Genomic DNA, 23480 nt, shown 5'->3' with positions numbered 1-23480 from the left:
GAGTGCCGTCGAGCGATCGTCGGAACAGAACATGTCGGTGCCAGGTTCTACCCTGGTGAAATGGCTTTCGCGACTGAACACCCCGTGCTGGCGCACTCGGAGCATCGCCCTGTCGATGCCATCGTGCGCGCGGGTGGCGAGTTCCAGGTCGTCAGTGAGTTCGAACCCGCCGGGGACCAGCCCACCGCGATCGACGATCTCGAGAGGCGGCTCAGGTCCGGCGAACGCGACGTGGTGCTTCTCGGCGCCACCGGCACCGGCAAATCGGCCACCACGGCCTGGCTCATCGAGCGGCTGCAGCGTCCCACGCTGGTGATGGCCCCCAACAAGACGCTGGCCGCACAGCTGGCGAACGAACTACGGGACATGTTGCCGCACAACGCCGTCGAGTACTTCGTGTCCTACTACGACTACTACCAGCCCGAAGCGTACATCGCCCAAACCGACACCTACATCGAGAAGGACAGCTCGATCAACGACGACGTCGAGCGGCTGCGCCACTCGGCCACTTCGAGCCTGCTTTCCCGGCGTGACGTGGTGGTGGTGGCGTCGGTGTCGTGCATCTACGGCCTCGGCACCCCGCAGTCCTACCTGGATCGGTCGGTGGAGCTCAACGTCGGGGACGAGGTGCCGCGCGACTCGCTGCTGCGGCTGTTGGTCGACGTCCAGTACAACCGCAACGACATGGCGTTCACCCGGGGGTCGTTCCGGGTGCGCGGTGACACCGTCGAGATCATCCCGTCCTACGAGGAACTCGCGGTGCGCATCGAGTACTTCGGCGACGCGATCGAGGCGCTGTACTACATGCATCCGTTGACCGGTGACGTCGTCCGCAAGGTCGACTCGTTGCGGGTCTTTCCGGCCACCCACTACGTCGCCGGTCCCGAGCGGATGGCCCAGGCGATCTCGTCGATCGAGAAAGAACTGGAGGAACGCCTGGCAGAACTCGAGGGGCAGGGCAAGCTGCTCGAGGCGCAACGGCTGCGGATGCGGACCAACTACGACGTCGAGATGATGCGCCAGGTCGGGTTCTGTTCGGGCATCGAGAACTACTCGCGGCACATCGACGGGCGCGGTCCGGGCACCGCTCCCGCGACCTTGATCGACTACTTCCCCGAAGACTTCCTGATGGTCATCGACGAGTCCCACGTCACGGTGCCGCAGATCGGCGGTATGTACGAGGGCGACATGTCGCGCAAACGGAACCTGGTGGACTTCGGCTTCCGGCTTCCCTCGGCGGTCGACAACCGACCGCTGACCTGGGAAGAGTTCGCCGACCGGATCGGGCAGACCGTTTATCTCTCGGCCACCCCGGGACCCTACGAGATGAGCCAGTCGGGCGGCGAGTTCGTCGAACAGGTCATCCGCCCCACCGGACTGGTCGATCCGCAGATCGTGGTCAAACCGACCAAGGGTCAGATCGACGACCTGATCGGCGAGATCCGCAAGCGCACCGCGGCCGACGAACGCGTGCTGGTGACCACGTTGACCAAGAAGATGGCCGAGGACCTGACCGATTACCTGCTGGAGATGGGCATTCGGGTGCGGTACCTGCACTCCGAGGTGGACACGCTGCGCCGCGTCGAACTGTTGCGGCAACTGCGGTTGGGGGAGTACGACGTGCTTGTCGGCATCAACCTGCTCCGCGAGGGTCTCGACCTGCCCGAGGTGTCGCTCGTCTCGATCCTGGACGCCGACAAGGAAGGCTTCCTTCGTTCGGCACGCAGTCTGATCCAGACGATCGGCCGGGCGGCCCGCAACGTGTCCGGCGAGGTCCACATGTACGCCGACAAGATCACCGACTCGATGCGAGAAGCCATCGACGAGACCGACCGCCGCCGTGCCAAGCAGATCGCGTACAACGTCGAGCACGGTCTCGACCCGACACCGTTGCGCAAGAAGATCGCCGACATCCTCGACCAGGTGTATCGCGAAGCCGACGACACTGAAACCATCGACGTCGGCGGGTCGGGCCGCAACGCGTCCCGGGGCAGGCGTGCTCAAGGTGCGCCCGGCCGTGCGGTCAGCGCGGGGGTCTTCGAGGGCCGCGACACATCGAGCATGCCGCGCGCCGAGTTGGCGGATCTGATCAAGGATCTCACCGAGCAGATGATCACCGCGGCCCGCGATCTGCAGTTCGAACTCGCTGCGCGCTTCCGCGACGAGATCGCCGACCTGAAGAAGGAACTCCGAGGGATGGACGCCGCCGGCCTGAAGTGACTTGATCTCAACCGCTGTTGAGGTCCTACGGTTTGGTTCGTGACCGACACCGCGGCCGAAGCCGCCGGCAGCTGGCGTGAGCTCCTGGGGCCGAGGTATCTCGGCGCCTCCGCGGTGCTGGCCGGCGGGGTCGCGCTGTACGCGACCAACGAGTTCCTCACCATCAGCCTGATGCCCAGCGCTGTCGCCGACATCGGCGGTGCACGGTTCTACGCCTGGGTGACGACGGTGTATCTGGTGGGTTCGGTGATGGCCGCGACGACGGTGCATCCGGTGCTGATGCGGTTGGGCCCGCGGTGGGCGTATCTGTTGAGCCTCAGCGTGTTCGGGGCAGGCAGCCTCGTCTGCGCCAGCGCTCCGGGCATGGAGGTGCTGCTCGTCGGCAGGACCGTCCAGGGCGCGGCCGGGGGGTTGCTCGCCGGATTGGGATACGCGGTGATCAACACCGCACTGCCGAGTGCGCTGTGGACCAAGGCGTCTGCGCTGGTATCCGCGATGTGGGGTGTGGGGACGCTGGTGGGCCCCGCGGCAGGGGGCCTGTTCGCCCAATATGGTTCGTGGCGTTGGGCTTTCGTCGCTCTGCTGGTGGTGACCACGACGATGTCGGTCTTGGTGCCGGTCGCGCTGCCGAGCGGCCGTGACCCGGCGGGGGCGGCTGCTGCGGGGCGGATCAGGATCCCGGTGTGGTCACTGCTGCTGCTCGGCGCCGCCGCACTGCTGGTCAGTGTGGCGGGCATACTGCACGACCCGCGAGCCACGGCGTTGCTGGTGGTGGCGGGGTTCGCACTGGTCGGATTGTTCGTGGTCGTCGACCGCAGGCTGACCGTGTCGGTCCTGCCTCCCAGCACGTTCGGCAGGGGACCGTTGAAGTGGATCTACCTCACGCTGGGCGTGCTGATGGCCGCCACGATGGTGGACATGTATGTGCCGTTGTTCGGTCAGAGGCTCGCGCACCTGACACCGGTCGCAGCGGGGTTTCTCAGCGCCGGGCTGGCCCTCGGTTGGACGTTCGCAGAGATCGCCAGCGCCTCCCTCGGCCGGCAACGTGTCATCGTCCGCACCGTCGCGATCGCCCCGGTGGTGATGGCCACCGGCCTGATGCTCAGCGCACTGACTCAGCGTGAGAACGCCTCGCCGATCCTGGTTGCGGTGTGGGCCGCCGGTCTGGTGGTCAGCGGCGTCGGCATCGGGATCGCGTGGCCGCATCTGTCCGCGTGGGCGATGAGCAAGGTCGACGACCCCGCCGAGGGCCCGGCGGCCGGCGCGGCCATCAACATCGTGCAGGTGATCTCCGCAGCGTTCGGCGCGGCGTTGGCCGGGGTCGTCGTCAATCTCACCGACTCCGGTGACGCCGGCGCCGCCCGCTGGCTGTTCGCCTCCTTCGCCGTGTTGGCGGCGCTGGCCGTGGTGGCGTCGACCCGCAGCGGGCGATCTTCGGCGCCCACCGCCGGGCCGGTGAGGTCGCTGGCATGATGTGGCTTCCAGATCGGCAGGGAGGCGCAGTGATGAGTAGCGACGTCGTGGACAGCGATCTGGTCGGAGGGGTACCCCGGCGACGAATCGTGATCGCCTCGATGGTGGGCACCACCATCGAGTTCTACGACTTCTACATCTACGCCACCGCGGCCGTGTCGGTGTTCCCGCACCTGTTCTTCCCGAAGAGTGATTCGACGACTGCGTTGCTGGCCTCGCTGGCCACCTTCGGGCTTGCGTTCGTCGCACGCCCGGTGGGCTCGGTCGTGTTCGGGCATTTCGGAGATCGTGTGGGACGTAAGGCGACCCTGGTCGGCTCGCTGTTGCTGATGGGCATCGCGACGTTCGCGATCGGACTGTTGCCCACCTACGCCCAGGTGGGGATCGTCGCGCCTGCGCTACTGGCTGTCCTACGTTTCTCCCAGGGACTTGCGCTCGGCGGTGAGTGGAGCGGCGCAGCGCTGCTGGCCACCGAGACGGCCAGGCCCGGCAAGCGAGGCTGGGCGGCGATGTGGCCGCAACTGGGAGCACCGTTCGGCTTCCTGCTGGCGAACGGTCTGTTCCTGGCGCTCATCTTCTGGCTCGGCCACCGCACCGCGGAGCCTGACCTGGACGGGGCGTTCATGACCTGGGGCTGGCGCATCCCGTTCCTGTTGAGCGCGGTGATGGTGGCCATCGGCCTGTACGTGCGTCTGCGCCTGATGGAGACGCCGGTGTTCACCCGCGCGGTGGAACGGGGCGAGAAGGTCAAAAGTCCACTGGCCGAGGTGTTCCGCTCGAGCTGGCGTCAGCTGATCATCGGCACCTTCGTGATGCTGGCGACGTACACCATGTTCTACATCGTGACGACGTGGGCGCTGAGCTTCGGCACCGGGAAACGACCGCCGGAGGGCGCCGGCCTCGGGTTCGGCTACGTCGACTTCCTGCACCTTCAGCTGATCGCCGTGCTGTTCTTCGCGGGCACGCTGCCGCTGTCGGGTTGGCTCGCCGACCGCGTGGGGCGTCGCCGTCTGCTGTTGGTCGTCACGGCCGGAATCATGGCCTACGGCGCGCTGTTCACCCCGCTGCTGGGCTCCGGCGACACCTCGTACGGCACCATGCTGGTCTTCTTGATCATCGGGATGACGTTGATGGGCTTCACCTTCGGGCCGATGAGTGCGGTGCTGCCCGAGTTGTTCCCGACCAACGTGCGGTACACGGGATCGGGGATCTCCTACAACGTCGCCAGCATCCTCGGCGCGGCGGTGGCGCCGTTCATCGCCACCTGGCTCGCGACGCAGTACGGCGTGGGCTGGGTCGGCCTCTACCTTTTTGTCGCGGCGACGCTGAGCCTCATCGCGATCCTGATCATGCGGGAGGGCAAGGACGCCTCGCTGGATACCGGACCTCGAGAGGGTGCGGTCCGCTAGGGATTATCCGCGCAGCGCGTCAATTATCTCCACATTGCGACACAAATCGGCAACTGTTGGATCACCGTTGCATTGCCGTCGGGTGCACATTTGCTGGAATGTGTCAACGTTGTCGCGTGCGAACGCCACGGGTAGTCCGTTTCCTCAGTATCGCGGTGGTAACAGCCGCCATTCTGAGTCTTTCCACCGTCAACGCTCCCGTTGCTGCATCGGATTCATGCCCTGACGTCGAGGTGGTGTTCGCGCGCGGAACGAGCGACCGGGCCGGCGTCGGTTTTGTCGGCAAGGCGTTCATCGACTCGCTGAAATGGAAGCTGCTGGGCAAGCGCGTCTCCACCTACGCGGTCGACTACCCCGCCAACTGGAACTTCTCGAAGTCCACCTCTGCCGGTGCACTGGACGCCAACAAGCACGTGCAGTACGTGGCCGGGATGTGCCCGAACACCAAGATCGTGCTCGGCGGGATGTCCCAGGGTGCGGGCGTGATCGATCTGATCACGATAGGCAACCGGACGATCTGGTTCTTCACCCCCGCGCCGCTTCCCGACAGCATGGTCGACCACGTCGCCGCCATCGCGGTGTTCGGCAATCCGTCCCGTGACGTGCCCACGCTCGGCCCGCTCACCGAGATCAGCCCGCTGTACGGGCACAAGACCATCGACCAGTGCGCCACCGGCGATCCTTATTGCTCCCGGGGCATCAACTTCTTCGCGCACTTCGCGTATCCGTGGAATGGAATGGTCAGCGAGGCAGCAGAATTCGTCGCCGGCAGGATTCTCAACAACGAGACCTGAGCCTCGCGGGTGTCAGTGAAGCGGCTCTGAGCGCTCGCGGTGCGGTGCCCGCGGTCACGTCCCACCTCCCAAGGTGATGTTGGCGGCGCTGACGTGCCCGGATCCTGGGCGAATACCGTCCCGGTGTGGTGATTCGCACCCATGTTCGCGCGATGCCGGGTTAGGGTCTGTGGCGTTGCAGCTGACACTGGGAGGATATCGATGAGCGCCTATCAAACCGTTGTGGTCGGCACGGACGGGTCGGATTCGTCGTTGCGTGCCGTGGACCGCGCCGGTCAGATCGCCGCCGGTGCCAACGCGAAGGTCATCGTCGCGACGGCTTACTTCCCGCACAGCGAGGATCAGCGAGCCGCTGACGTGCTCAAGGATGAGGGCTACAAGATGTCGGGCAATGCCCCGATCTACGCCATCCTGCGTGAGGCGCGGGACCGTGCGAAGGCCGCGGGCGCGGTCAATATCGAAGAGAAGGCCGTCGTCGGTGCGCCGGTCGACGCACTGGTGGACCTCGCCGAAGAGGTCGGCGCGGACCTACTGGTGGTGGGCAACGTCGGGCTGAGCACCATCGCCGGTCGTCTCCTGGGCTCGGTTCCCGCCAACGTCGCACGGCGGTCCAAGACCGACGTGCTGATCGTCCACACCTCCTGATCAGAGTCTCGTGAACGGACACCCCGGGCCGGTGTCGAGCCGACCCGGGGCTTCGCCGTGCGTCAGGTGTTGGATGCCTTCGCGATGCTCGCGATCGCCGCGTCGAGCGTGGCGTTGAACTCCTCGTCGCTCTGCTGTGCGGTCAGGCCCTCGGTCAGGGCGCGGGAGAAGCTCGCGATCACGCCGTGGTTCCTGGACAGCTTGTCGCAGGCGTCGTTGCGGCTGTAGCCCCCCGACAGTGCGACGACGCGCAGCACCTTCGGGTGGTCGACCAGCTCGCGGTACAGGTTGTCGACGTCGGGGAGCGTCAGCTTGAGCATGACCACCTGATCGTCGGCGAGACCATCGACGCCATTGAGCAGTGCCGCCTTGAGCTGCTCCTCGGCCTTGCCCTTCTCCGGGCTGTGGATGTCCACCTCGGGCTCGATGATCGGTACCAGCCCGGCTGCCAGGATCTGGCGGCCGATCTCGAACTGCTGGTCGACGACGGCGGCCAGACCTGCCCCTGGGAGCTTGATCACAGACCGCATCTTGGTGCCGAACACACCCTTGTCGCGGGCGCGGGCCAGCAATTCGTCGAGGCCGGGCATCGGTTTCATCACCTGGGCGCCGTCCTCGTCGGCGGCGAGGCCCTTGTCGACCTTCAGGAACGGCACGACCTGCTTGACGTTCCACAGGTAGTCCGAGGTCGAGCGCCCGTCGATCTCGCGGTCCATCGTGTCCTCGAACAGAATGGCGCCGAGGACCCGGTCACCGGTGAAGCTCGGGCTGGTGATGATGCGGGTGCGCATCTCGTGCACCAGGTCGAACATCTGCTCGTCGTTCGAGTACGCGTCCTCGGCGATGCCGTAGAGCTTCAACGCCTTGGGTGTGCTGCCGCCGCTCTGATCCAACGCCGCCATGAACCCGCCACCACTCTGGACCTTGCTGAACTGATCGTTGTCCATGTTCTCTTCTGTGTCTCCCATGTCTTCTGTGTCTTCCCTTTTCCGCAGATCCCGCCTACCTACCAACCACGCTCGCGCCATTCGCCCAGATGCGGGCGTTCGGTCCCGAGCGTCGTGTCATCGCCGTGCCCTGGGTACACGACGGTCTGATCATCGAAGACGTCGAACACCTTGCTGGACACATCGCCCAGCAGCTGCTCGAAGTCACCTTCTTTCCAGGTCTTGCCGACGCCACCGGGAAACAGGCAGTCACCGGTGAACAGGTGCACCCGGTGATCGGTGGCGGGCCCGCTCAGCGCCAGCGCCACCGAACCGGGGGTGTGCCCGCGCAGGTGGATGACGTCGAATGTGAGTTTGCCGACACTGACGGTGTCGCCGTCCGAGAGCAGCACGTCGGGGGTGACCGGAAGCGGTTCGGCGTCCAACGGGTGCGCGGCCGTCGGGGCGCGGGTGGCGCCGGCGACCGCCGAGAGCCCCATCCAATGGTCCTGGTGCAGATGGCTGGTGACGATCATCGACAGCCTGGGCGCGTACCGCTCGATCAGTTCCAGCAGGATCGCGGCGTCGTTGGCGGCATCGATGAGTAGTGTCTCGCCGGTCTGGGAACAGGTGATGAGGTAGGCGTTGTTGTCCATGGTTCCGACGGACACCTTGATGATGTAGGCGCCGGGAAGGGTGCGGCGGGCTGCCGTCTGAGGTTCGACGTGGCCCGTGTAGTTGTCGTCGACGACGGTCATGGTGACTCACGTTACTTCCCGGCTCCTGCCGCCTGACGGGGGCTTGGCCAGCTTTGTCAGAGGGGCCGCATAGCATGAATCCGTGCGACGTCTGCCGGGCTGTGTCAGGCCGGGAACCGGGTATGCGCGAGTAGAAGTTGGGAAGGACGGAGTTGGCTGACCGCCTGATCGTCAAGGGTGCCCGAGAGCACAATCTGCGTGGCGTCGACCTCGACTTGCCGCGCGACGCGATGATCGTGTTCACCGGACTTTCGGGTTCCGGCAAGTCGTCGCTGGCGTTCGACACGATCTTCGCCGAGGGGCAGCGCCGGTACGTCGAGTCGCTGTCGGCCTACGCCCGGCAATTCCTCGGGCAGATGGACAAGCCGGACGTCGACTTCATCGAGGGCCTTTCCCCCGCGGTGTCGATCGATCAGAAATCCACCAACCGCAACCCGCGCTCGACGGTGGGCACCATCACCGAGGTGTACGACTACCTGCGTCTGCTCTACGCCCGCGCGGGCACGCCACACTGCCCGGTGTGCGGCGAGCGCATCGCCCGCCAGACGCCGCAGCAGATCGTCGACCAGGTGCTCGCCATGGACGAAGGGCTGCGGTTCCAGGTGCTGGCCCCGGTGGTCCGCACCCGCAAGGGAGAGTTCGTCGACCTCTTCGACAAGCTCAACACGCAGGGCTACAGCAGGGTGCGGGTCGACGGCGTGGTGTATCCGCTGACCGACCCGCCGAAGCTGAAGAAGCAGGAGAAGCACGACATCGAGGTGGTCGTCGACCGCCTGACCGTCAAGGCGAGCGCCAAGCAGCGTCTCACCGACTCGGTGGAGACAGCGCTGAACCTCGCCGACGGCATCCTCGTGCTGGAGTTCGTGGACAGAGATGACGACCACCCGCATCGCGAACAGCGGTTCTCCGAGAAGCTGGCCTGCCCGAACGGTCATCCGCTGGCCGTGGACGATCTGGAGCCCCGGTCGTTCTCGTTCAACTCGCCCTACGGTGCGTGCCCGGAGTGCGTCGGGCTGGGCAACAAGAAAGAGGTCGATCCGGACCTCGTGGTGCCCGACCCCGACCTCACCCTGGCCGAGGGCGCCATCGCCCCCTGGTCGATGGGGCAGACCGCCGAGTACTTCACCCGGATGCTGTCCGGCCTGGGCGACCAACTGGGATTTGATGTCGACACCCCGTGGAAGAAGCTGCCCGCCAAGGCGCGCCGGGCCATCCTCGAAGGCTGTGACGAGCAGGTCCACGTGCGGTACAAGAACCGCTACGGCCGGACCCGCTCCTACTACGCGGACTTCGAAGGCGTCATGGCGTTCCTGCACCGCCGCATGGAGCAGACCGACTCCGAGCAGATGAAGGAGCGCCTCGAGGGCTTCATGCGCGACGTGCCCTGCCCGGAATGCGAAGGCACCAGGCTCAAGCCGGAGATCCTGGCGGTGACCATGACCGCCGGAGACTTCGGTGCGAAGTCGATCGCCGAGGTCGCCGGACTGTCGATCGCGGAGTGCGCGCAGTTCCTCAACGCACTGACCCTGGGAACCAGAGAGCAGGCCATCGCCGGGCAGGTGCTCAAGGAGATCCAGTCGCGGCTGGGATTCCTGCTCGACGTCGGGTTGGACTACCTGTCGCTGTCGCGCGCGGCGGGGACGCTGTCCGGCGGTGAGGCGCAACGCATCCGGCTGGCCACCCAGATCGGTTCCGGCCTGGTCGGGGTGCTCTACGTGCTCGACGAACCCTCGATCGGCCTGCACCAGCGAGACAATCGACGGCTGATCGACACCCTGGTGCGGTTGCGGGATCTCGGCAACACCCTCATCGTCGTCGAACACGATCTGGACACCATCGCCCACGCCGACTGGGTTGTCGACATCGGCCCGGCAGCCGGGGAACACGGCGGCCAGATCGTGCACAGCGGCCCCTATGAGGACCTGCTGAAGAACCCGAATTCGATTACCGGCGCCTATCTTTCGGGCAAGGAGCAGATCGAGGTCCCGGTCCTGCGCCGGCTCGCCGATACCAAGCGCCAGCTCACGGTCGTCGGTGCGCGCGAGCACAACCTGCGCCAGATCGACGTGTCCTTCCCCCTCGGCGTGCTGACCTCGGTGACCGGTGTGTCCGGATCGGGTAAGTCGACGCTGGTCAACGACATCCTGGCGTCGGTGCTGGCGAACAAGCTCAACGGCGCCCGGCAGGTGCCGGGCCGGCACACCCGGGTGACAGGGCTGGACAAGGTCGACAAACTGGTCCGTGTCGACCAGTCACCGATCGGCCGGACTCCGCGGTCCAACCCGGCCACCTACACCGGGGTGTTCGACAAGATCCGCACCCTGTTCGCCGCGACCACCGAAGCCAAGGTTCGCGGCTATCAGCCCGGGCGGTTCTCCTTCAACGTCAAGGGCGGGCGGTGCGAAGCCTGCTCGGGTGACGGCACCATCAAGATCGAGATGAACTTCCTGCCCGACGTGTATGTGCCGTGCGAGGTGTGCCACGGCGCCCGCTACAACCGCGAAACCCTCGAGGTGCACTACAAGGGCAAGACGATCGCCGAGGTGCTCGATATGTCCATCGAGGAGGCGGCCGAGTTCTTCGCCCCGATCACCTCCATCCACCGGTACCTCAAGACGCTGGTCGATGTGGGACTGGGATACGTGCGGCTGGGTCAGCCGGCACCGACACTGTCCGGCGGTGAAGCGCAACGCGTCAAGCTGGCCTCGGAGTTGCAGAAACGTTCGACCGGCCGCACGGTCTACATCCTCGACGAGCCCACCACCGGTCTGCACTTCGAGGACATCCGCAAGCTGCTGATGGTCATCAACGGTCTTGTCGACAAAGGCAACACGGTCATCGTCATCGAGCACAACCTCGACGTCATCAAGACCTCGGACTGGATCATCGACATGGGGCCCGACGGGGGATCGGGTGGCGGCACCGTCGTGGCGACGGGCACACCCGAAGACGTCGCCACCAACGTCGACAGCTACACCGGTCACTTCCTGGCCGAATCGTTGGGCGTGGCGCGGCCCAAGCCGCGTAAGGCCCGACGAAAGGTCAGCGCGTAGCATCGCGAGCGACAGTGCCTGTGCGGGTGATGATTCGGCCGACCACGGCCGATGACATCGACGCCATCGGTGCGATCTACGCGGAGTACGTGAACTCCGGTGTCGCGACGTTCGAACTCGTTGCTCCCGACCGCGAAGAACTGCTGCGCAGGTTGGGCGCGGTCACCTCGGTCGGATTGCCTTATCTGACAGCGGTTCTCGACGGTGAGGTCGCTGGCTACGCGCACTGCGCACCATGGAAGACGCGCCCGGCATACCGGCACACGGTCGAGGACTCGGTTTATGTGGCGCCCCATGCCGTCGGCAGGGGAGTCGGCGGCGCACTGCTGGACGCCGTGCTCGACGCGTGCCGCCAGCACGGAATCAGACAGGTCATCGCCGTCATCGTCGATCACGATGCGGATGCATCCCTGGCACTTCACCGTCAGCGTGGGTTCACCGACGCCGGGCGCCTGACGGCGGTCGGGTTCAAACACGGCAAGTGGCTCGACACCCTTCTGCTGCAGTGCAGCCTAGACAGCCCGGCAGGCCGGTGACGGGAACCGGGGCTTGACCCGCACCCCGTCCAGCCAGTCGGTGAGCGTGTCGGCGCGCGCAGACAGCTCCCGGCCGGCCCGGCGCCCGACATCCTCGAGCAGCACCAGCTCCACGCGACCGTCGCCGTCCTGTCGCCACGCACCCACCACGCGGCCGTCGACCCACACGGTGGGCCCGGCGTTGCCATTGCGGTCGAACACCCGGCCACGGTGCGGTCCCAGGTACCAGTCCCGGTCGAACCAGCCCATGGGCGTGACGTCGAGGCCGGGCAGTAGCGCACACCACGGCGCCACCTCGGGTTCGGGCTCGTCGTCTCCGGGCAGTACAAAAACCCGCTGTGCCGTCCATGTCGACCTCGACGGCATCAACGTCGCGCAGCGCCTGACGTGCCCAGCCGAGGGTGTTGCCGAACCACCACTTGATGTCGGTGACGGTCGCCGGTCCGAACGCGTACAACCACCGTCGGACCAGTTCGGCCCGTGCGGTCTCCGGTGCGACATCGGGCGTGGGCGCCAACCAGTCACCGGCCGCCACCCAGCGCGGTCGCGACGTGGTCCACCCACCGTCGTTGGGGCCGCGGACGATGTCGCCGCGAGCCGAGAGCAGCGTCAGCACCCGCGGCGCCAAGTGTCCCTCGCCGCCCCACGTCTTGCCGGGGGCCGGGTCGTACCTGCCGGTCAGCTCGGGCAGCGCCTCACGCAGCTGTTTCGCGGTACAGGGACCGTTGCGCCGCAGGTGCCCGAGCACGGCTACGGCGGCGGCATCCAGCCAGACCTCACCGTCGGCGGCCACTCCCGCCCCCTCGACGTCGGCGACGAGGCGGCGACGCTCGTTGGCCGCCACCCGGTCACTGGCTGCCGACTGCACGGACGGCAGATCCTGGGGCGCACCACCCACAGGGTGCGTCGCATCGCCAGGTGCTTGACCAATGTGCGGTCGTCGTACAGCGCCGCGCGGACGGCGTCCACCGAACAGCCCGGAACCCTGGCCCACAGTGACAGATACGGTGTCGCCGGATCGGTGGCGTGCAGCCCCACCAGCGTGCCGGTCAGGGTCTCCGCGGAGACCGGGGCCAGACCTCCGGCCAGTTGGTGACGCTTGGCGAGCCGGGCGCGCCGTTCGGCGACGGTGAAAGTCCTCATCGCTGACGAAACCTACGCCGGGGTCTGACTATTGGGCGTCGTCGTCCCGGTCGGTGGCCATGGACTGGCGGATCTGGGCGAGTCGCTCTGCGGCGGCCTTCTGGCGCGCGTCGTACTGGTCCTCGAGACTGCGGCCCTCCGGGGTCTCCGCTGCGAGCTCCGCCGATCCGATGGACGTCGAGAACCGGGTCTCGATCTTCTCGCGGACCGACTCGAACGTCGGCACACCGTCGGCGGTGTAGCCGGTGTCGACCGGTTCGGTGCTGGGTTCGTCCGGCATGCGCCCAACCTACTCTGAGGCGGCGTGACGCGGTTTGGCCAGCGGGAAAGGCAGAGTCTCGCGGATGCTTCGGCCGGTGATCAGCATGACGACGCGGTCCACTCCCATGCCCAGGCCGCCGGTTGGCGGCATGGCGTACTCCATGGCCTGCAGGAAGTCCTCGTCGAGTTCCATCGCCTCGGGGTCGCCGCCGGAGGCCAGCAGCGACTGCTCCTGCAGTCGGCGGCGTTGCTCGAACGGGTCGGTCAGCTCGCTGTAGGCGGTGCCGAGTTCGACCCCCCAGGCGACCAGATCCCAGCGCTCGGCCACCCCGGCGATGCTGCGGTGCGGCCGTGTCAACGGGGACACCGACGTCGGGAAGTCCTTGTAGAACGTGGGTTCGGTGGTGCGGTCCTCGACCAGGCGCTCGTAGAGCTCGAGCACCACCGCGCCGGTATCCCAGTGCGTGAGGTAGGGAATTCCGGCGGCGTCACACAGCCGCTGAAGCGTGCCGAGATCGGTGTCCGGCCCTACCTCCTCACCCAGTGCCTCCGACACCGCGCCGTGCACGGTCTTGACCGCCCACTGGCCGGAGATGTCGACCTGTTCGAAGGATGTCCCGCCTGCGTTGTCGAGGCGGGGCCGCAGGAACACCTGCGCCCCGTTGGCGGCCTGGGCGGCGTTCTGGATCAGCTCCCGGCAACCGTCGATCCACACGGTGTAGTCGGCGTGTGCCTGATAGGCCTCCAGCAGCGTGAACTCGGGGTTGTGGCTGAAGTCGACACCCTCGTTGCGGAAGGCGCGCCCCAGCTCGAACACCCGCTCCACGCCACCCACACACAGCCGCTTCAGGTACAGCTCGGGGGCGATGCGCAGATACAGGTCGAGGTCGTAGGCGTTGATGTGGGTGAGGAACGGCCGAGCGTTGGCGCCGCCGTGGATCTGCTGCAGAATCGGGGTCTCGACTTCCAAGAAGTCCTTGGCGACAAGGGTTTCGCGGATCGCGTGCAGGACCGCGCTGCGCGCCTTGACGAGCTCGCGGGCCTCGGTGTTGACGGCGAGATCGACGTAGCGGGCCCGCACCCGTGCTTCCTGGTCGGTCAGCCCCTTCCATTTGTCGGGCAGTGGCCGAAGGCACTTGCCGTTGAGGCGCCACCGGGTCACCAGCACCGACCAGGCGCCGGAACGGCTGCGTCCCATGGTTCCCGACACTTCGATGAGGTCGCCCAGATCGATCGTGCGGGTGACGTCGGCGGTGCTGCCCTCGGCGAGCGTCGAGTTGTCGAAAAGCAGCTGGGTCTCCCCGGACCAGTCCCGTAACTGCGCGAACAGCACGCCACCGTAGTCGCGCAACCGCAGTACCCGGCCCGCCACCGTCACCGCGGCGCCGTCCTGGGAGGCCAGCGCCTGCCCGACGGTGTGGCTGGGCGGGCGGCCCACCGGGTAGGCGTCGACGCCGGCGTCCTCCAGGGACCGCAGCTTGGCCATCCGCACCCGGACCTGCTCGGGCAACCGGGGCCGGTCGTCGCCGGCAGGCAGATCGGCCTGCAGGCTGGCGTCGGGCGCGGTGCCGTCGCTGTGCAGCAGGCCGGTGTCCACCAGCACCCCCGGTGCGGTGATGTGGTGACCGGTGTGGGGCTGCTCGTGGCGTCGCGAAAAGGGCAGTGTCAGAAAGCCTTCTGCGATCACCGAGGCCACACCGACGCGGGGCAGCAGCCGGGCGTCTTCGTAGCAGGCGAACCGCGGTACCCACTCGGGCCGGTACTTCATGTTCGACCGGTACAGCGTCTCCAGTTGCCACCACCGGGAGAAGAACACCAGCAGCCAACGCCACAACCGCGCCACGGGTCCCGCGCCCAGCTGGGCTCCCTGCTCGAAGGCCGAGCGGAACATCGCGAAGTTCAGCGAGACCCGGGTGACGCCGATGTCCTCGGACTGCATGCACAGCTCGCTGACCATCAATTCGATTGTGCCGTTGGGGGATCGGGGTGAACGGCGCATCAGGTCCAGGGATGCTCCGTTGCTGCCCCACGGCACGAGCGACAGCATCGCGACCACCTGATCGTTCTGGACGGCCTCGACCAGCAGGCAGTCCCCGTCGGCGGGGTCACCGAGGCGGCCCAGAGCCATCGAGAAGCCGCGTTCGTCGTCGGTGTCCCGCCATTCATCCGCGCGCGTGATCACCTCAACCATCTCGTCGGCGGCGATGTCGCGGTGTCTGCGGATCCGCACGCCGGCCCCGGTGCGCCGGGCGCGAGTCACCGCCTGGCGCACCGCTCGCATGTCGGGTCCGGACAGCCGGAAGTCGTCGGGGTGCAGGATCGCCTCGTCGCCGAGTTGCAGGGCGTTGAGCCCTGCAGCTCGGAAAGCCTGCGCCGCCGTCGAGCTGGCCCCCATCACGCCGGGCGCCCATCCGTAGGCCTGACACAGCGCCAACCAGGCGTCGATGGCCTGCGGCCAGGCTTTCGGATCGCCGATGGGATCGCCGCTGGCCAGGCACACGCCGACCTCCACGCGGTAGGTGATGGCGGCCCGGCCGTTCGGCGCGTACACCACCGCCTTGTCGCGGCGGGTGGCGAAGTACCCGAGCGAGTCGTTCTTGCCGTACAGCTCGAGCAGTCCGCGGATGGCCGACTCGTCCTCGCCGGTGAGCGCGTTGTCGGCACGTTGCGACTGGAACAGTACGATCGCCGCCGCCATCAACGCGAGCGCACCGAACAGGCCGAGCGCTGCGTTGACCAACCCGTGCGGCTGCTGCCCGTCGAACGCGGCGGCGTCGAGGCCGGCGAAGGCGACGACACGGTTGGCGGCGTAGAGCAGCCGGTAGCCGCGTTCGAGTGTGCCGGGGAACAGTTCCAGCAGAAGCCAGCCGACCAGGATGCCCAGCCCCATGCCGGCGAGCAGCGTTGCGGTCGCCTTGATCAACGCCCCGCGCCTGACCCTGGCCCAGAAATGGCCCCGGGCCAGCACGAGGAAGGCGATGGCGGCGACGTGGAAGACGAGGCCGATGATCTCGCCGAGCTCTTCGAGGACCGACTCGTCACCGGTGACCAGGTCACCGATGTTCACCACGATGGCGGCGACCATGTACAGCACCAGGATCCACCAGGCGATGCGTTTGCGGGCTGCCAGCGCGGCGGCCAGCAGGGCCAGCACGAACGCCCACGCGAAGCTGGTGTCCGGGAAGTTGAAGATGTAGTCGTTGACGAACTCCCGCGGCACCCTGATCACCGACCGGACCAGCGGCGAGATGCTGGCCAGCAGGGACAGCGTGGCGATGACGCCGACTATCCAGCCGGCCGCGGCCGGTACCCAGCCGAACCCGGACGTGGCGCGGACCCGCGTGGGGGTCGTTGAGGTCATAGGGCGCGAGGATATTCGCTCGTCAGGCGACCCGTGCGGATGTTCGGCCACCCCGAGTGGCGTTACCAGACCGGGCCGGTGTACTTCTCTCCCGGACCGTGTCCGGGCTCCTCGGGTGCGGCACTGGCCTCACGGAAGGCCAACTGCAGTGTCTTGAGTCCGTCGCGCACCGGCCCGGCGTGCGGCCCCAGGTACTCGGCCGACGCCGTGACCAGCCCGGCCAGGGCGGTGATCAGCCGGCGGGCTTCGTCGAGGTCGCGGTACGGGCTCTCGTCCGGATCCGCCTCCGACAGACCCAGCTTCTCGGCGGCCGCGCTCATCAGCATCACCGCGGCGCGGGTGATGACCTCGACCGCGGGGATTTCGGCGAGATCGCGTGCCGGCGGGGCGGCCTCTGCAGCGCGTGTTGGATCATCGGTCATGCCTGCTAGACTTGCACGCGCGACCGTCCCGGCTGACGCCAGGGACAGTAAGTGGAGTCCCACTCCCACCGCTGGCCACCGATCCATTCGAAGGTACAGCGGTCCGGTCACAGACGTCATCGATGTCTGTGCTGGTCGGCACTGGGCCCTGCGATGAGCAGGGCTTATCTGTTCTTCGGGGCAGGGTGTCGCGGCGTGGGGGGCTCCTGAGGACAACTAGGAGGCCCCATCAGCACTGAGACCCGCGTCAACGAGCGCATCCGCGTACCTGAAGTTCGCCTGATCGGACCGGGCGGTGAACAGGTAGGCATCGTGCGCATCGAAGATGCACTCCGCGTCGCCGCGGATGCCGATCTCGATCTCGTCGAAGTAGCACCGGACGCCAAGCCGCCAGTCTGCAAGATCATGGACTACGGCAAGTTCAAGTACGAGACGGCCCAGAAGGCACGCGAGTCTCGCAAGAACCAGCAGCAGACCGTCGTCAAGGAACAGAAGCTGCGTCCCAAGATCGACCCGCACGACTACGAGACCAAAAAAGGTCACGTGATCCGCTTCCTGGAGGCGGGCTCGAAGGTCAAGGTGACGATCATGTTCCGCGGACGTGAGCAGTCACGGCCCGAACTGGGCTACCGGCTCCTGCAACGCCTGGGCGCCGACGTCGCCGATTACGGCTTCGTCGAGACGTCCGCCAAGCAGGACGGTCGCAACATGACGATGGTGCTGGCACCGCACCGCGGCGCGAAGACTCGCGCCAAGGCGGCGCAGGATGCGGACGGCCCGGCCCGACGGCCCGGCGAAGCGCAATCCACCGCCAACCCAGACACCACCCAGCAGAACTGAGGAATCATGCCCAAGGCCAAGACCCACAGCGGCGCTTCCAAGCGTTTCCGCCGTACCGGAACAGGCAAGATCGTGCGCCAGAAGGCCAACCGTAGGCACCTGCTCGAGCACAAGTCGAGCAAGCGCACCCGGCGGCTCGAGGGCCGCACCGAGGTGGCCGCCAATGACAAGAAGCGCATCGCGAAGCTGCTGAACGGCTGACATTTTCGGCCAAGCCTGTACGACCCGAATGAGATAGGAAGACCCCATGGCACGCGTGAAGCGCGCAGTCAACGCGCAAAAGAAGCGGCGCACGATCCTCAAGGCCTCCAAGGGATACCGCGGCCAGCGGTCCCGGCTGTACCGGAAGGCCAAAGAGCAGCAGCTGCACTCGCTGACCTATGCCTACCGTGACCGCAAGGCGCGCAAGGGTGATTTCCGCAAGCTGTGGATCACCCGCATCAATGCGGCTGCTCGCGCCAACGGCATCACCTACAACCGACTGATCCAGGGGCTCAAGGCCGCCGGAGTCGAGGTCGACCGCAAGAACCTCGCCGAGCTCGCAGTCAGCGACGCGGCTGCTTTCACCGCCCTGGTGGAGGTCGCCAAGGCTGCGTTGCCCGCCGATGTGAATGCGCCGTCATCTGACGCAGGCGAGGCTGCCTGACCCTCACCGAGCGTTCCGCCCGAGTGACGGCCGCAGCCAAGCTGCACCGTCACGTCGGACGCCGCCGCGCCGCACGCTTTCTCGCCGAGGGGTCCAACCTCGTCGAGGCCGCGTTGCGGCGCGGAGTCGTTTCCGAGGTGTTCGCCACTGAGAGCGCCGCTGCGCGATTCAATGCGCTCCTTGCCGGCGCGCCGGTCCATGTGGTCACCGACAGAGCCGCAAAACTGTTGTCGGACACGGTGACTCCGGTCGGCCTGGTTGCGGTGTGCTCGATGCCCGACACCGGACTCGACGACGTGCTCGGGTTGGACCCGACACTGATCGCGGTGCCGGTCGGAATCTCCGAACCCGGCAACGCCGGGACGCTGATCCGCGTCGCCGACGCGATGGGAGCCGATGCCGTCGTGCTTGCCGGTGACAGCGTCGATCCCTACAACGGCAAGTGCCTGCGGGCATCGGCCGGCAGCATCTTCTCGATTCCGGTGGTGAGCGCCCCCGATGCCGTAGGCGTGGTCACGCGGTTGAAGGACGCCGGGATGCAGGTGCTGGCGACTGCGCTCGACGGTCAGCTCAGCCTCGACGATGCCGACCTGTCCGGACCGACGGCGTGGCTGTTCGGACCGGAGGCCCACGGGCTGTCACCTGAGATCGTCGACCTGGCGACGGCCGGAGTGCGGATTCCGATGTCCGGCAACGCCGAAAGCCTCAACGTCGCCGCGGCCGCGGCGATCTGCCTGTACGAGAGCGCACGCGCGGCCCGGCGGCGATAGATCGGACCGAGAGCCGTTGCTCGGAGCCGGCTGTTACGGGTTGGACTTGAGGAGCCGTTCGGACACGGTGAGCATCAGCTTCCTGGGCGTCACCCGGTATCCGGAGGCCAACAGCCTGTTGCGCCAACCGGAAACCACGGTCGGGGAGGAGCCGTCGAGGGCGGCGAAGGCGGTGTCGACGACCTGCTCGGAGGTCTGCCGTCCGTCGGTGAGGAAATCCTCGCCGGTGCGTGTGAAAAACTCGGTCTCCGTCGCTCCCGGGCAGAGCGCGAGCACCCTCACCCCGGTACCCTTGGACTCCTGCCAGAGCGCTTCGGTATAGGAGAGCACGAACGCCTTTGTCGCTCCGTAGACGGCCATGCCGGGGGTGGGCTGGAAACCTGCGGTCGAGGCCACGTTGAGCACCACTCCGTGCCGCCGTTGTGTCATCGGCGGCAGGAAGCGCGCGGTCAGGTCGACCAGTGTGCCGCAGTTCAATTGGATCTGTCCGGCATTGGATTCGGGATCCTGGTCGACGAAATCGCCGTGCAGGCCGACGCCTGCGTTGTTGACGAGGACATCGACGGTCCGGCCGAGCTCGCGCACGCTGTTCTGAAGTTCGGCGCCTGATCCCGGGACCGCCAGGTCGGCGGATATGACGTCGATGACGATGCCGGGATGCGCGGCGACGAGCACGTCGCGCAGTCCTGCGAGTCTGTCTGCCCGCCGCGCGACCAGTATCAGGTTCGCGCCGCGGCGTGCGAACTGAACGGCGAACTCCTCACCGATGCCGCCGCTGGAGCCGGTGATCAGTGCGGTGTTGTTGCTGAAGTCCACCGGTCGCTCCTGGGCTGGTAGGCGTGAGTCGAGGCTAGTCGCTCAGCAGACCCCTGGCTACGTGCGTGATCTGCACCTCGTTGCTGCCCGCGTAGATCATCAGCGACTTGGCGTCACGGGCGAGTTGTTCGACCCGGTATTCGGTCATGTAGCCGTTGCCGCCGAACACCTGCACCGCCTCCATCGCGACGTCGGTTGCCGCCTGCGAGCAGTACCACTTGATCGCCGAGGCCTCGGCGAGCGAGATGGCGGTTCCCGTCTGCGCGGCCTCGATGACCCGGAACAGCATGTTGCGCACGTTCATTCGTGCGACTTCCATGCTGGCGAGCTTGAGCTGGATCAGCTGGAACTGGCCGATCTCCTGGCCCCACAGGGTTCGGGTCTTCGCGTAGTCGACGCACAGCCGCAGGCACTCCTCGATCACGCCGAGCGCCATCGCCGCCACGCCGATGCGCTCGGCGGAGAAGTTGGAGCGGGCGCTGTCGCGACCTGAATCGCCGGTGTCGCCGCCCTCGGTCTCGCCGAGCAGGCGGTCACGGCCGAGTCGGACGTCGTTGAAGAACAGTTCCCCGGTACGCGACGAGTGGATGCCCATCTTGCGGAACGGTTTCGACTGCACGAAGCCGTCCATGCCGCGATCGAGGACGAACGTCAGCACCTTGCGGTCGCGCTTGCCCACGCCTGCGTCGCCGTCGTCCAGCTTGGCGTACACCACCACGACATCGGCATCCGGACCGTTGGTGATGAACGTCTTCTGACCGTTGAGGATGTAGTCGTCTCCGTCGCGGACCACATAGGACTTCATGCCGCCGAACGCGTCGGAACCCGAGTCCGGTTCGGTGATCGCCCAGGCGCCGACCTTGTCGTAGGTGACCAGGTCGGGCAGCCACCGTTCCTGCTGGGCCAGCGTGCCCCGCCCCATGATGGTCGGTACGGTGAGTCCCAGGCTGACGCCCATCCCGGTGACGACTCCCATCGACACCCGGCACAGCTCGCTGACCACCACGAACCCCATGCCCGCCGAGCCGCCGTCGCCGCCGAACATGCCTCCGGAGGAAGGCTTCTCCGTCGCGGCGCCGTCTCCGTCCCGCAGCCGGGCGAGACGCTTGTTCAGCGAATCACGCGCCATGTCGGCGATGCCGAAGGTCGCGAAGAGCTTGCGGATGATGGGGTAGGGCTCCATCTCGCCGCTCTCGAGCGCGTCGACGTGGGGGCGGATTTCCTTGTCGACGAACTCGCGCACAGCGTCGCGCACGGCGATGTCGACGTCAGACCATTCGAGCATGTGTCCAGGCTGCCTTACCGCGGCCACGGGCGGGGCGGATACCCGCCAGGGAAAACGTCGTGTGCACCAGTGAGCCGACGCGGTCGAGCAGCGACTTCTGCGGGGGCACATAGTGCACGGGATTGTCCCGGTGGTCCCGCGGGGGCGCCATGAACGCCGGCGCCTCGACCAGCGGAGCATCCGCCGGGGCCCGGCCCTGGGCGCGCCGGTACGCGGCGACCGCCCGTGGATGCAGCCGCACTTCGTCAGGCACCGCGACGAACGCGAGCTCGACCATCTTGCCGAACAATCGCAGCAGGACTTCGTCACCGGCGGTCCAGCGCATCCCCGCCCGTTCGCGCACTGCCGGATCAAAAAGTCCCGCAGCGATCCAGCGTTGGGCACCGACCATCGGTTTGAACATCTGATCCCACAGCGGCGTCGGCATCAGCACGAACCTCGGCTTGGGGATGCGGATGGCGAAGATGTCCAACGTGGCCTGGTTCATCTCGAGCTCGTCGCGGCAGGTGCGGTCCCAGTAGTCCTGGAACGCTTCCCAGGACTCAGGGACCGGACGCATGCTCATCCCGTACATGCGATACCACTGGACGTGCTCGTCGAACAGCTGACGCTTCTCGGCCTCCTCAAGGCCGCCGCAGAAATACTCCGCGGTCTTGATGATCAACATGAAGAACGTCGCGTGGGCCCAGTAGAACGTCTCGGGGTCGAGTGCGTGATAACGCCTTCCGGCGGCGTCAACGCCCTTGATCGTCGTGTGGTAGCTCTTGATCTGCGCTCCGGTCTGCGCCGCACGGTCGCCGTCGTAGACCACACCCATGATCGGGTAGACCGAACGGGCAACACGCTGCAGCGGTTCGCGCAGCAGGATCGAATGGTCCTCCACGCCGGCGCCGAGGTCGGGGTACATGTTCTGGATCGCGCCGATCCAGACGCCCAGCATGCCCGTCCGGACGTCACCGAAGTACTTCCACGTCAGCGAATCAGGACCTAGGGGAGTGCCGTTTGCCGTCGTCGCCACCGCCATTGATCGCACCTCACCACGATAGGCGTGACAACAATCGTTGTCTATGATTCGCACGGGCTGGCCGCGACAGCGTTACTGACGTGGCACCGCGCCGCCACACTGTCGTGACCTCCCGATTTATGAGCGTGTCCGGGCTCGATTAGGGTAGGCGGGGTGGACGACGACCCGCCGGGTGAACGCGAAGGCGGACGCTCGTCAGGGCCGATGGGCTGGCTCAGAGACGCCAACCACAGTGCCAACATCATCTCGTTGCTCAGGCGGGCGCGCCGGGCACTGCCCGGGGACCCCGAGTTCGGTGATCCGTTGTCAGTCGACGGGGTCGGCGGGCCGCGGGCTGCGGCCCGTGCCGCCGGTCGCATCCTGGAGCGCGAGGCAGTGTCCCGCGAGGTCAGTCTCGGCGCCCTTCAGGTCTGGCAGGCGCTGACCGAACGGGTCTCGGGCCGGCCGGCCAACGCCGAGGTGACTCTCGTGTTCACCGATCTGGTCGGCTTCTCGGCGTTCTCGCTCAGCGCCGGTGACGGTGCCACGCTCAAACTGCTGCGTCGCGTCGCCCAGGTGGTCGAACCGCCGCTGCTCCAGTCGGGCGGTCACATCGTCAAACGCATGGGCGACGGGATCATGGCGGTGTTCGCCGATCCCACCACTGCGGTGCGCGCGACGCTCGCCGCGCGCGACGCACTCAAATCCGTTGAGGTGGAGGGCTACACACCACGAATGCGGGTGGGAATCCACACCGGACGTCCGCAGCGCCTCGGCTCGGACTGGCTCGGCATCGACGTGAACCTGGCCGCGCGGGTGATGGAGCGTGCCACCCGGGGTGAGCTCATCGTCTCGGAGGCGACGCTGCAGCGGATCCCGCCCGAGGAAATCGACACCCTCGGGGTGACGGCGAAAAAGCTCCGCAAACAGGTCTTTGCGCCCAAACAAGAGGGGGTGCCCGCCGACTTCACCATGTACCGGTTGCGCACCCGAAGGGCGTCGCCAGGTGAAGGCAACGACGAGGCGTCGGCCGGCGGATAGTGGTCGCGGTTCTCCCGACTCTTCGCAGGCCGTGATCCTGGTGAGATCACGTAGCTGGTCACAGTGTTCAGTTAATTG

The 23480-nt window shown here is 66.9% G+C and carries 20 protein-coding genes and 1 pseudogene; 12 read left to right on the top strand and 9 right to left on the bottom strand.

Features of this window, described 5'->3' with window-relative positions:
* Positions 1-60: 60 nt before the first annotated feature.
* From uvrB to WA944_RS01600, 5 genes are all read left to right on the top strand, one after another.
* Positions 61-2220, top strand: a complete 2160-nt coding sequence (uvrB, locus tag WA944_RS01620; RefSeq protein ID WP_526370562.1) for an excinuclease ABC subunit UvrB — start codon at positions 61-63, stop codon at positions 2218-2220.
* A gap of 39 nt (positions 2221-2259) precedes the next feature.
* Positions 2260-3693, top strand: coding sequence for an MFS transporter (locus WA944_RS01615; protein ID WP_526370560.1), 1434 nt, complete (start codon positions 2260-2262; stop codon positions 3691-3693).
* 32 nt (positions 3694-3725) lie between these two features.
* Entirely contained in the window at positions 3726-5102 is a 1377-nt protein-coding gene (locus WA944_RS01610) for an MFS transporter (RefSeq protein ID WP_526646149.1), read from the top strand.
* Between the two features lie 98 nt (positions 5103-5200).
* Positions 5201-5896, top strand: coding sequence for a cutinase family protein (locus WA944_RS01605; RefSeq protein ID WP_526370558.1), 696 nt, complete (start codon positions 5201-5203; stop codon positions 5894-5896).
* A gap of 201 nt (positions 5897-6097) precedes the next feature.
* Positions 6098-6541, top strand: a complete 444-nt coding sequence (locus WA944_RS01600; RefSeq protein ID WP_526370556.1) for a universal stress protein — start codon at positions 6098-6100, stop codon at positions 6539-6541.
* A gap of 62 nt (positions 6542-6603) precedes the next feature.
* On the opposite strand, the gene WA944_RS01595 is transcribed toward WA944_RS01600, so the two are convergent.
* Positions 6604-7488 carry a fructose bisphosphate aldolase gene (locus tag WA944_RS01595; RefSeq protein ID WP_526611387.1) on the bottom strand — a complete coding sequence of 295 codons (885 nt, stop codon included), beginning with the start codon at positions 7486-7488 and terminating at the stop codon, positions 6604-6606.
* A gap of 59 nt (positions 7489-7547) precedes the next feature.
* On the bottom strand, positions 7548-8225 hold the full coding sequence (locus tag WA944_RS01590) for an MBL fold metallo-hydrolase (RefSeq protein ID WP_526646147.1): 678 nt from the start codon (positions 8223-8225) through the stop codon (positions 7548-7550).
* 152 nt (positions 8226-8377) lie between these two features.
* On the opposite strand from WA944_RS01590, the gene uvrA reads away from it, so the two are divergent.
* The gene (gene uvrA / locus WA944_RS01585) at positions 8378-11278 is read left to right on the top strand and encodes an excinuclease ABC subunit UvrA (RefSeq protein WP_526370552.1); all 2901 of its coding nucleotides are present in this window, start codon (positions 8378-8380) and stop codon (positions 11276-11278) included.
* 29 nt (positions 11279-11307) lie between these two features.
* Positions 11308-11814 carry a GNAT family N-acetyltransferase gene (locus WA944_RS01580; protein WP_526370570.1) on the top strand — a complete coding sequence of 169 codons (507 nt, stop codon included), beginning with the start codon at positions 11308-11310 and terminating at the stop codon, positions 11812-11814.
* On the opposite strand, the pseudogene WA944_RS01575 reads toward WA944_RS01580, so the two are convergent.
* From WA944_RS01575 to WA944_RS01560, 4 genes and pseudogenes are all read right to left on the bottom strand, one after another.
* Positions 11791-12957, bottom strand: a pseudogene (locus WA944_RS01575) (DNA glycosylase AlkZ-like family protein). The gene WA944_RS01580 and the pseudogene WA944_RS01575 overlap by 24 nt on opposite strands.
* A gap of 28 nt (positions 12958-12985) precedes the next feature.
* Complete coding sequence (locus tag WA944_RS01570; protein ID WP_370331785.1) at positions 12986-13237, bottom strand: hypothetical protein; 252 nt, start codon at positions 13235-13237, stop codon at positions 12986-12988.
* A 9-nt stretch (positions 13238-13246) separates the two neighbouring features.
* Complete coding sequence (gene lysX / locus WA944_RS01565; RefSeq protein ID WP_526646145.1) at positions 13247-16579, bottom strand: bifunctional lysylphosphatidylglycerol synthetase/lysine--tRNA ligase LysX; 3333 nt, start codon at positions 16577-16579, stop codon at positions 13247-13249.
* 62 nt (positions 16580-16641) lie between these two features.
* Positions 16642-17001, bottom strand: coding sequence for a DUF1844 domain-containing protein (locus tag WA944_RS01560; protein WP_526370548.1), 360 nt, complete (start codon positions 16999-17001; stop codon positions 16642-16644).
* 228 nt (positions 17002-17229) lie between these two features.
* Here WA944_RS01560 and infC point away from each other — a divergent pair, with 228 nt between their 5' ends.
* From infC to WA944_RS01540, 4 genes are read left to right on the top strand one after another with little or no spacing between them, the layout of a single operon-like run.
* Positions 17230-17841 (top strand): translation initiation factor IF-3, encoded by a 612-nt coding sequence (gene infC / locus WA944_RS01555; protein ID WP_163896052.1) that lies wholly within the window; start codon positions 17230-17232, stop codon positions 17839-17841.
* A 6-nt stretch (positions 17842-17847) separates the two neighbouring features.
* Positions 17848-18042: a 50S ribosomal protein L35 gene (rpmI, locus tag WA944_RS01550; RefSeq protein WP_159231399.1), complete on the top strand. Its 195-nt coding sequence runs from the start codon at positions 17848-17850 to the stop codon at positions 18040-18042.
* A gap of 46 nt (positions 18043-18088) precedes the next feature.
* Positions 18089-18487, top strand: coding sequence for a 50S ribosomal protein L20 (gene rplT / locus WA944_RS01545; RefSeq protein ID WP_370331782.1), 399 nt, complete (start codon positions 18089-18091; stop codon positions 18485-18487).
* 23 nt (positions 18488-18510) lie between these two features.
* Positions 18511-19257 carry a TrmH family RNA methyltransferase gene (locus tag WA944_RS01540; RefSeq protein WP_526372040.1) on the top strand — a complete coding sequence of 249 codons (747 nt, stop codon included), beginning with the start codon at positions 18511-18513 and terminating at the stop codon, positions 19255-19257.
* A 33-nt stretch (positions 19258-19290) separates the two neighbouring features.
* Here WA944_RS01540 and WA944_RS01535 read toward each other — a convergent pair whose 3' ends face one another.
* The 3 genes from WA944_RS01535 to WA944_RS01525 are packed head-to-tail and all read right to left on the bottom strand — an operon-like array spanning position 19291 to position 22382.
* Positions 19291-20073 (bottom strand): SDR family NAD(P)-dependent oxidoreductase, encoded by a 783-nt coding sequence (locus WA944_RS01535; protein WP_526372038.1) that lies wholly within the window; start codon positions 20071-20073, stop codon positions 19291-19293.
* A gap of 34 nt (positions 20074-20107) precedes the next feature.
* Positions 20108-21358 (bottom strand): acyl-CoA dehydrogenase family protein, encoded by a 1251-nt coding sequence (locus tag WA944_RS01530; protein WP_526372036.1) that lies wholly within the window; start codon positions 21356-21358, stop codon positions 20108-20110.
* Positions 21342-22382 (bottom strand): oxygenase MpaB family protein, encoded by a 1041-nt coding sequence (locus tag WA944_RS01525; RefSeq protein WP_526372045.1) that lies wholly within the window; start codon positions 22380-22382, stop codon positions 21342-21344. Before WA944_RS01525 ends, WA944_RS01530 begins: the two co-directional genes overlap by 17 nt.
* A 204-nt stretch (positions 22383-22586) precedes the next feature.
* On the opposite strand from WA944_RS01525, the gene WA944_RS01520 reads away from it, so the two are divergent.
* The gene (locus WA944_RS01520; protein ID WP_526372044.1) at positions 22587-23402 is read left to right on the top strand and encodes an adenylate/guanylate cyclase domain-containing protein; all 816 of its coding nucleotides are present in this window, start codon (positions 22587-22589) and stop codon (positions 23400-23402) included.
* The last annotated feature ends 78 nt before the right edge of the window (positions 23403-23480 follow it).

Origin of the sequence: Mycobacterium sp. (assembly GCF_049683355.1) — a bacterium.
Classification (GTDB): domain Bacteria; phylum Actinomycetota; class Actinomycetes; order Mycobacteriales; family Mycobacteriaceae; genus Mycobacterium.
This window is presented reverse-complemented; position numbering and strand designations above follow the sequence as displayed.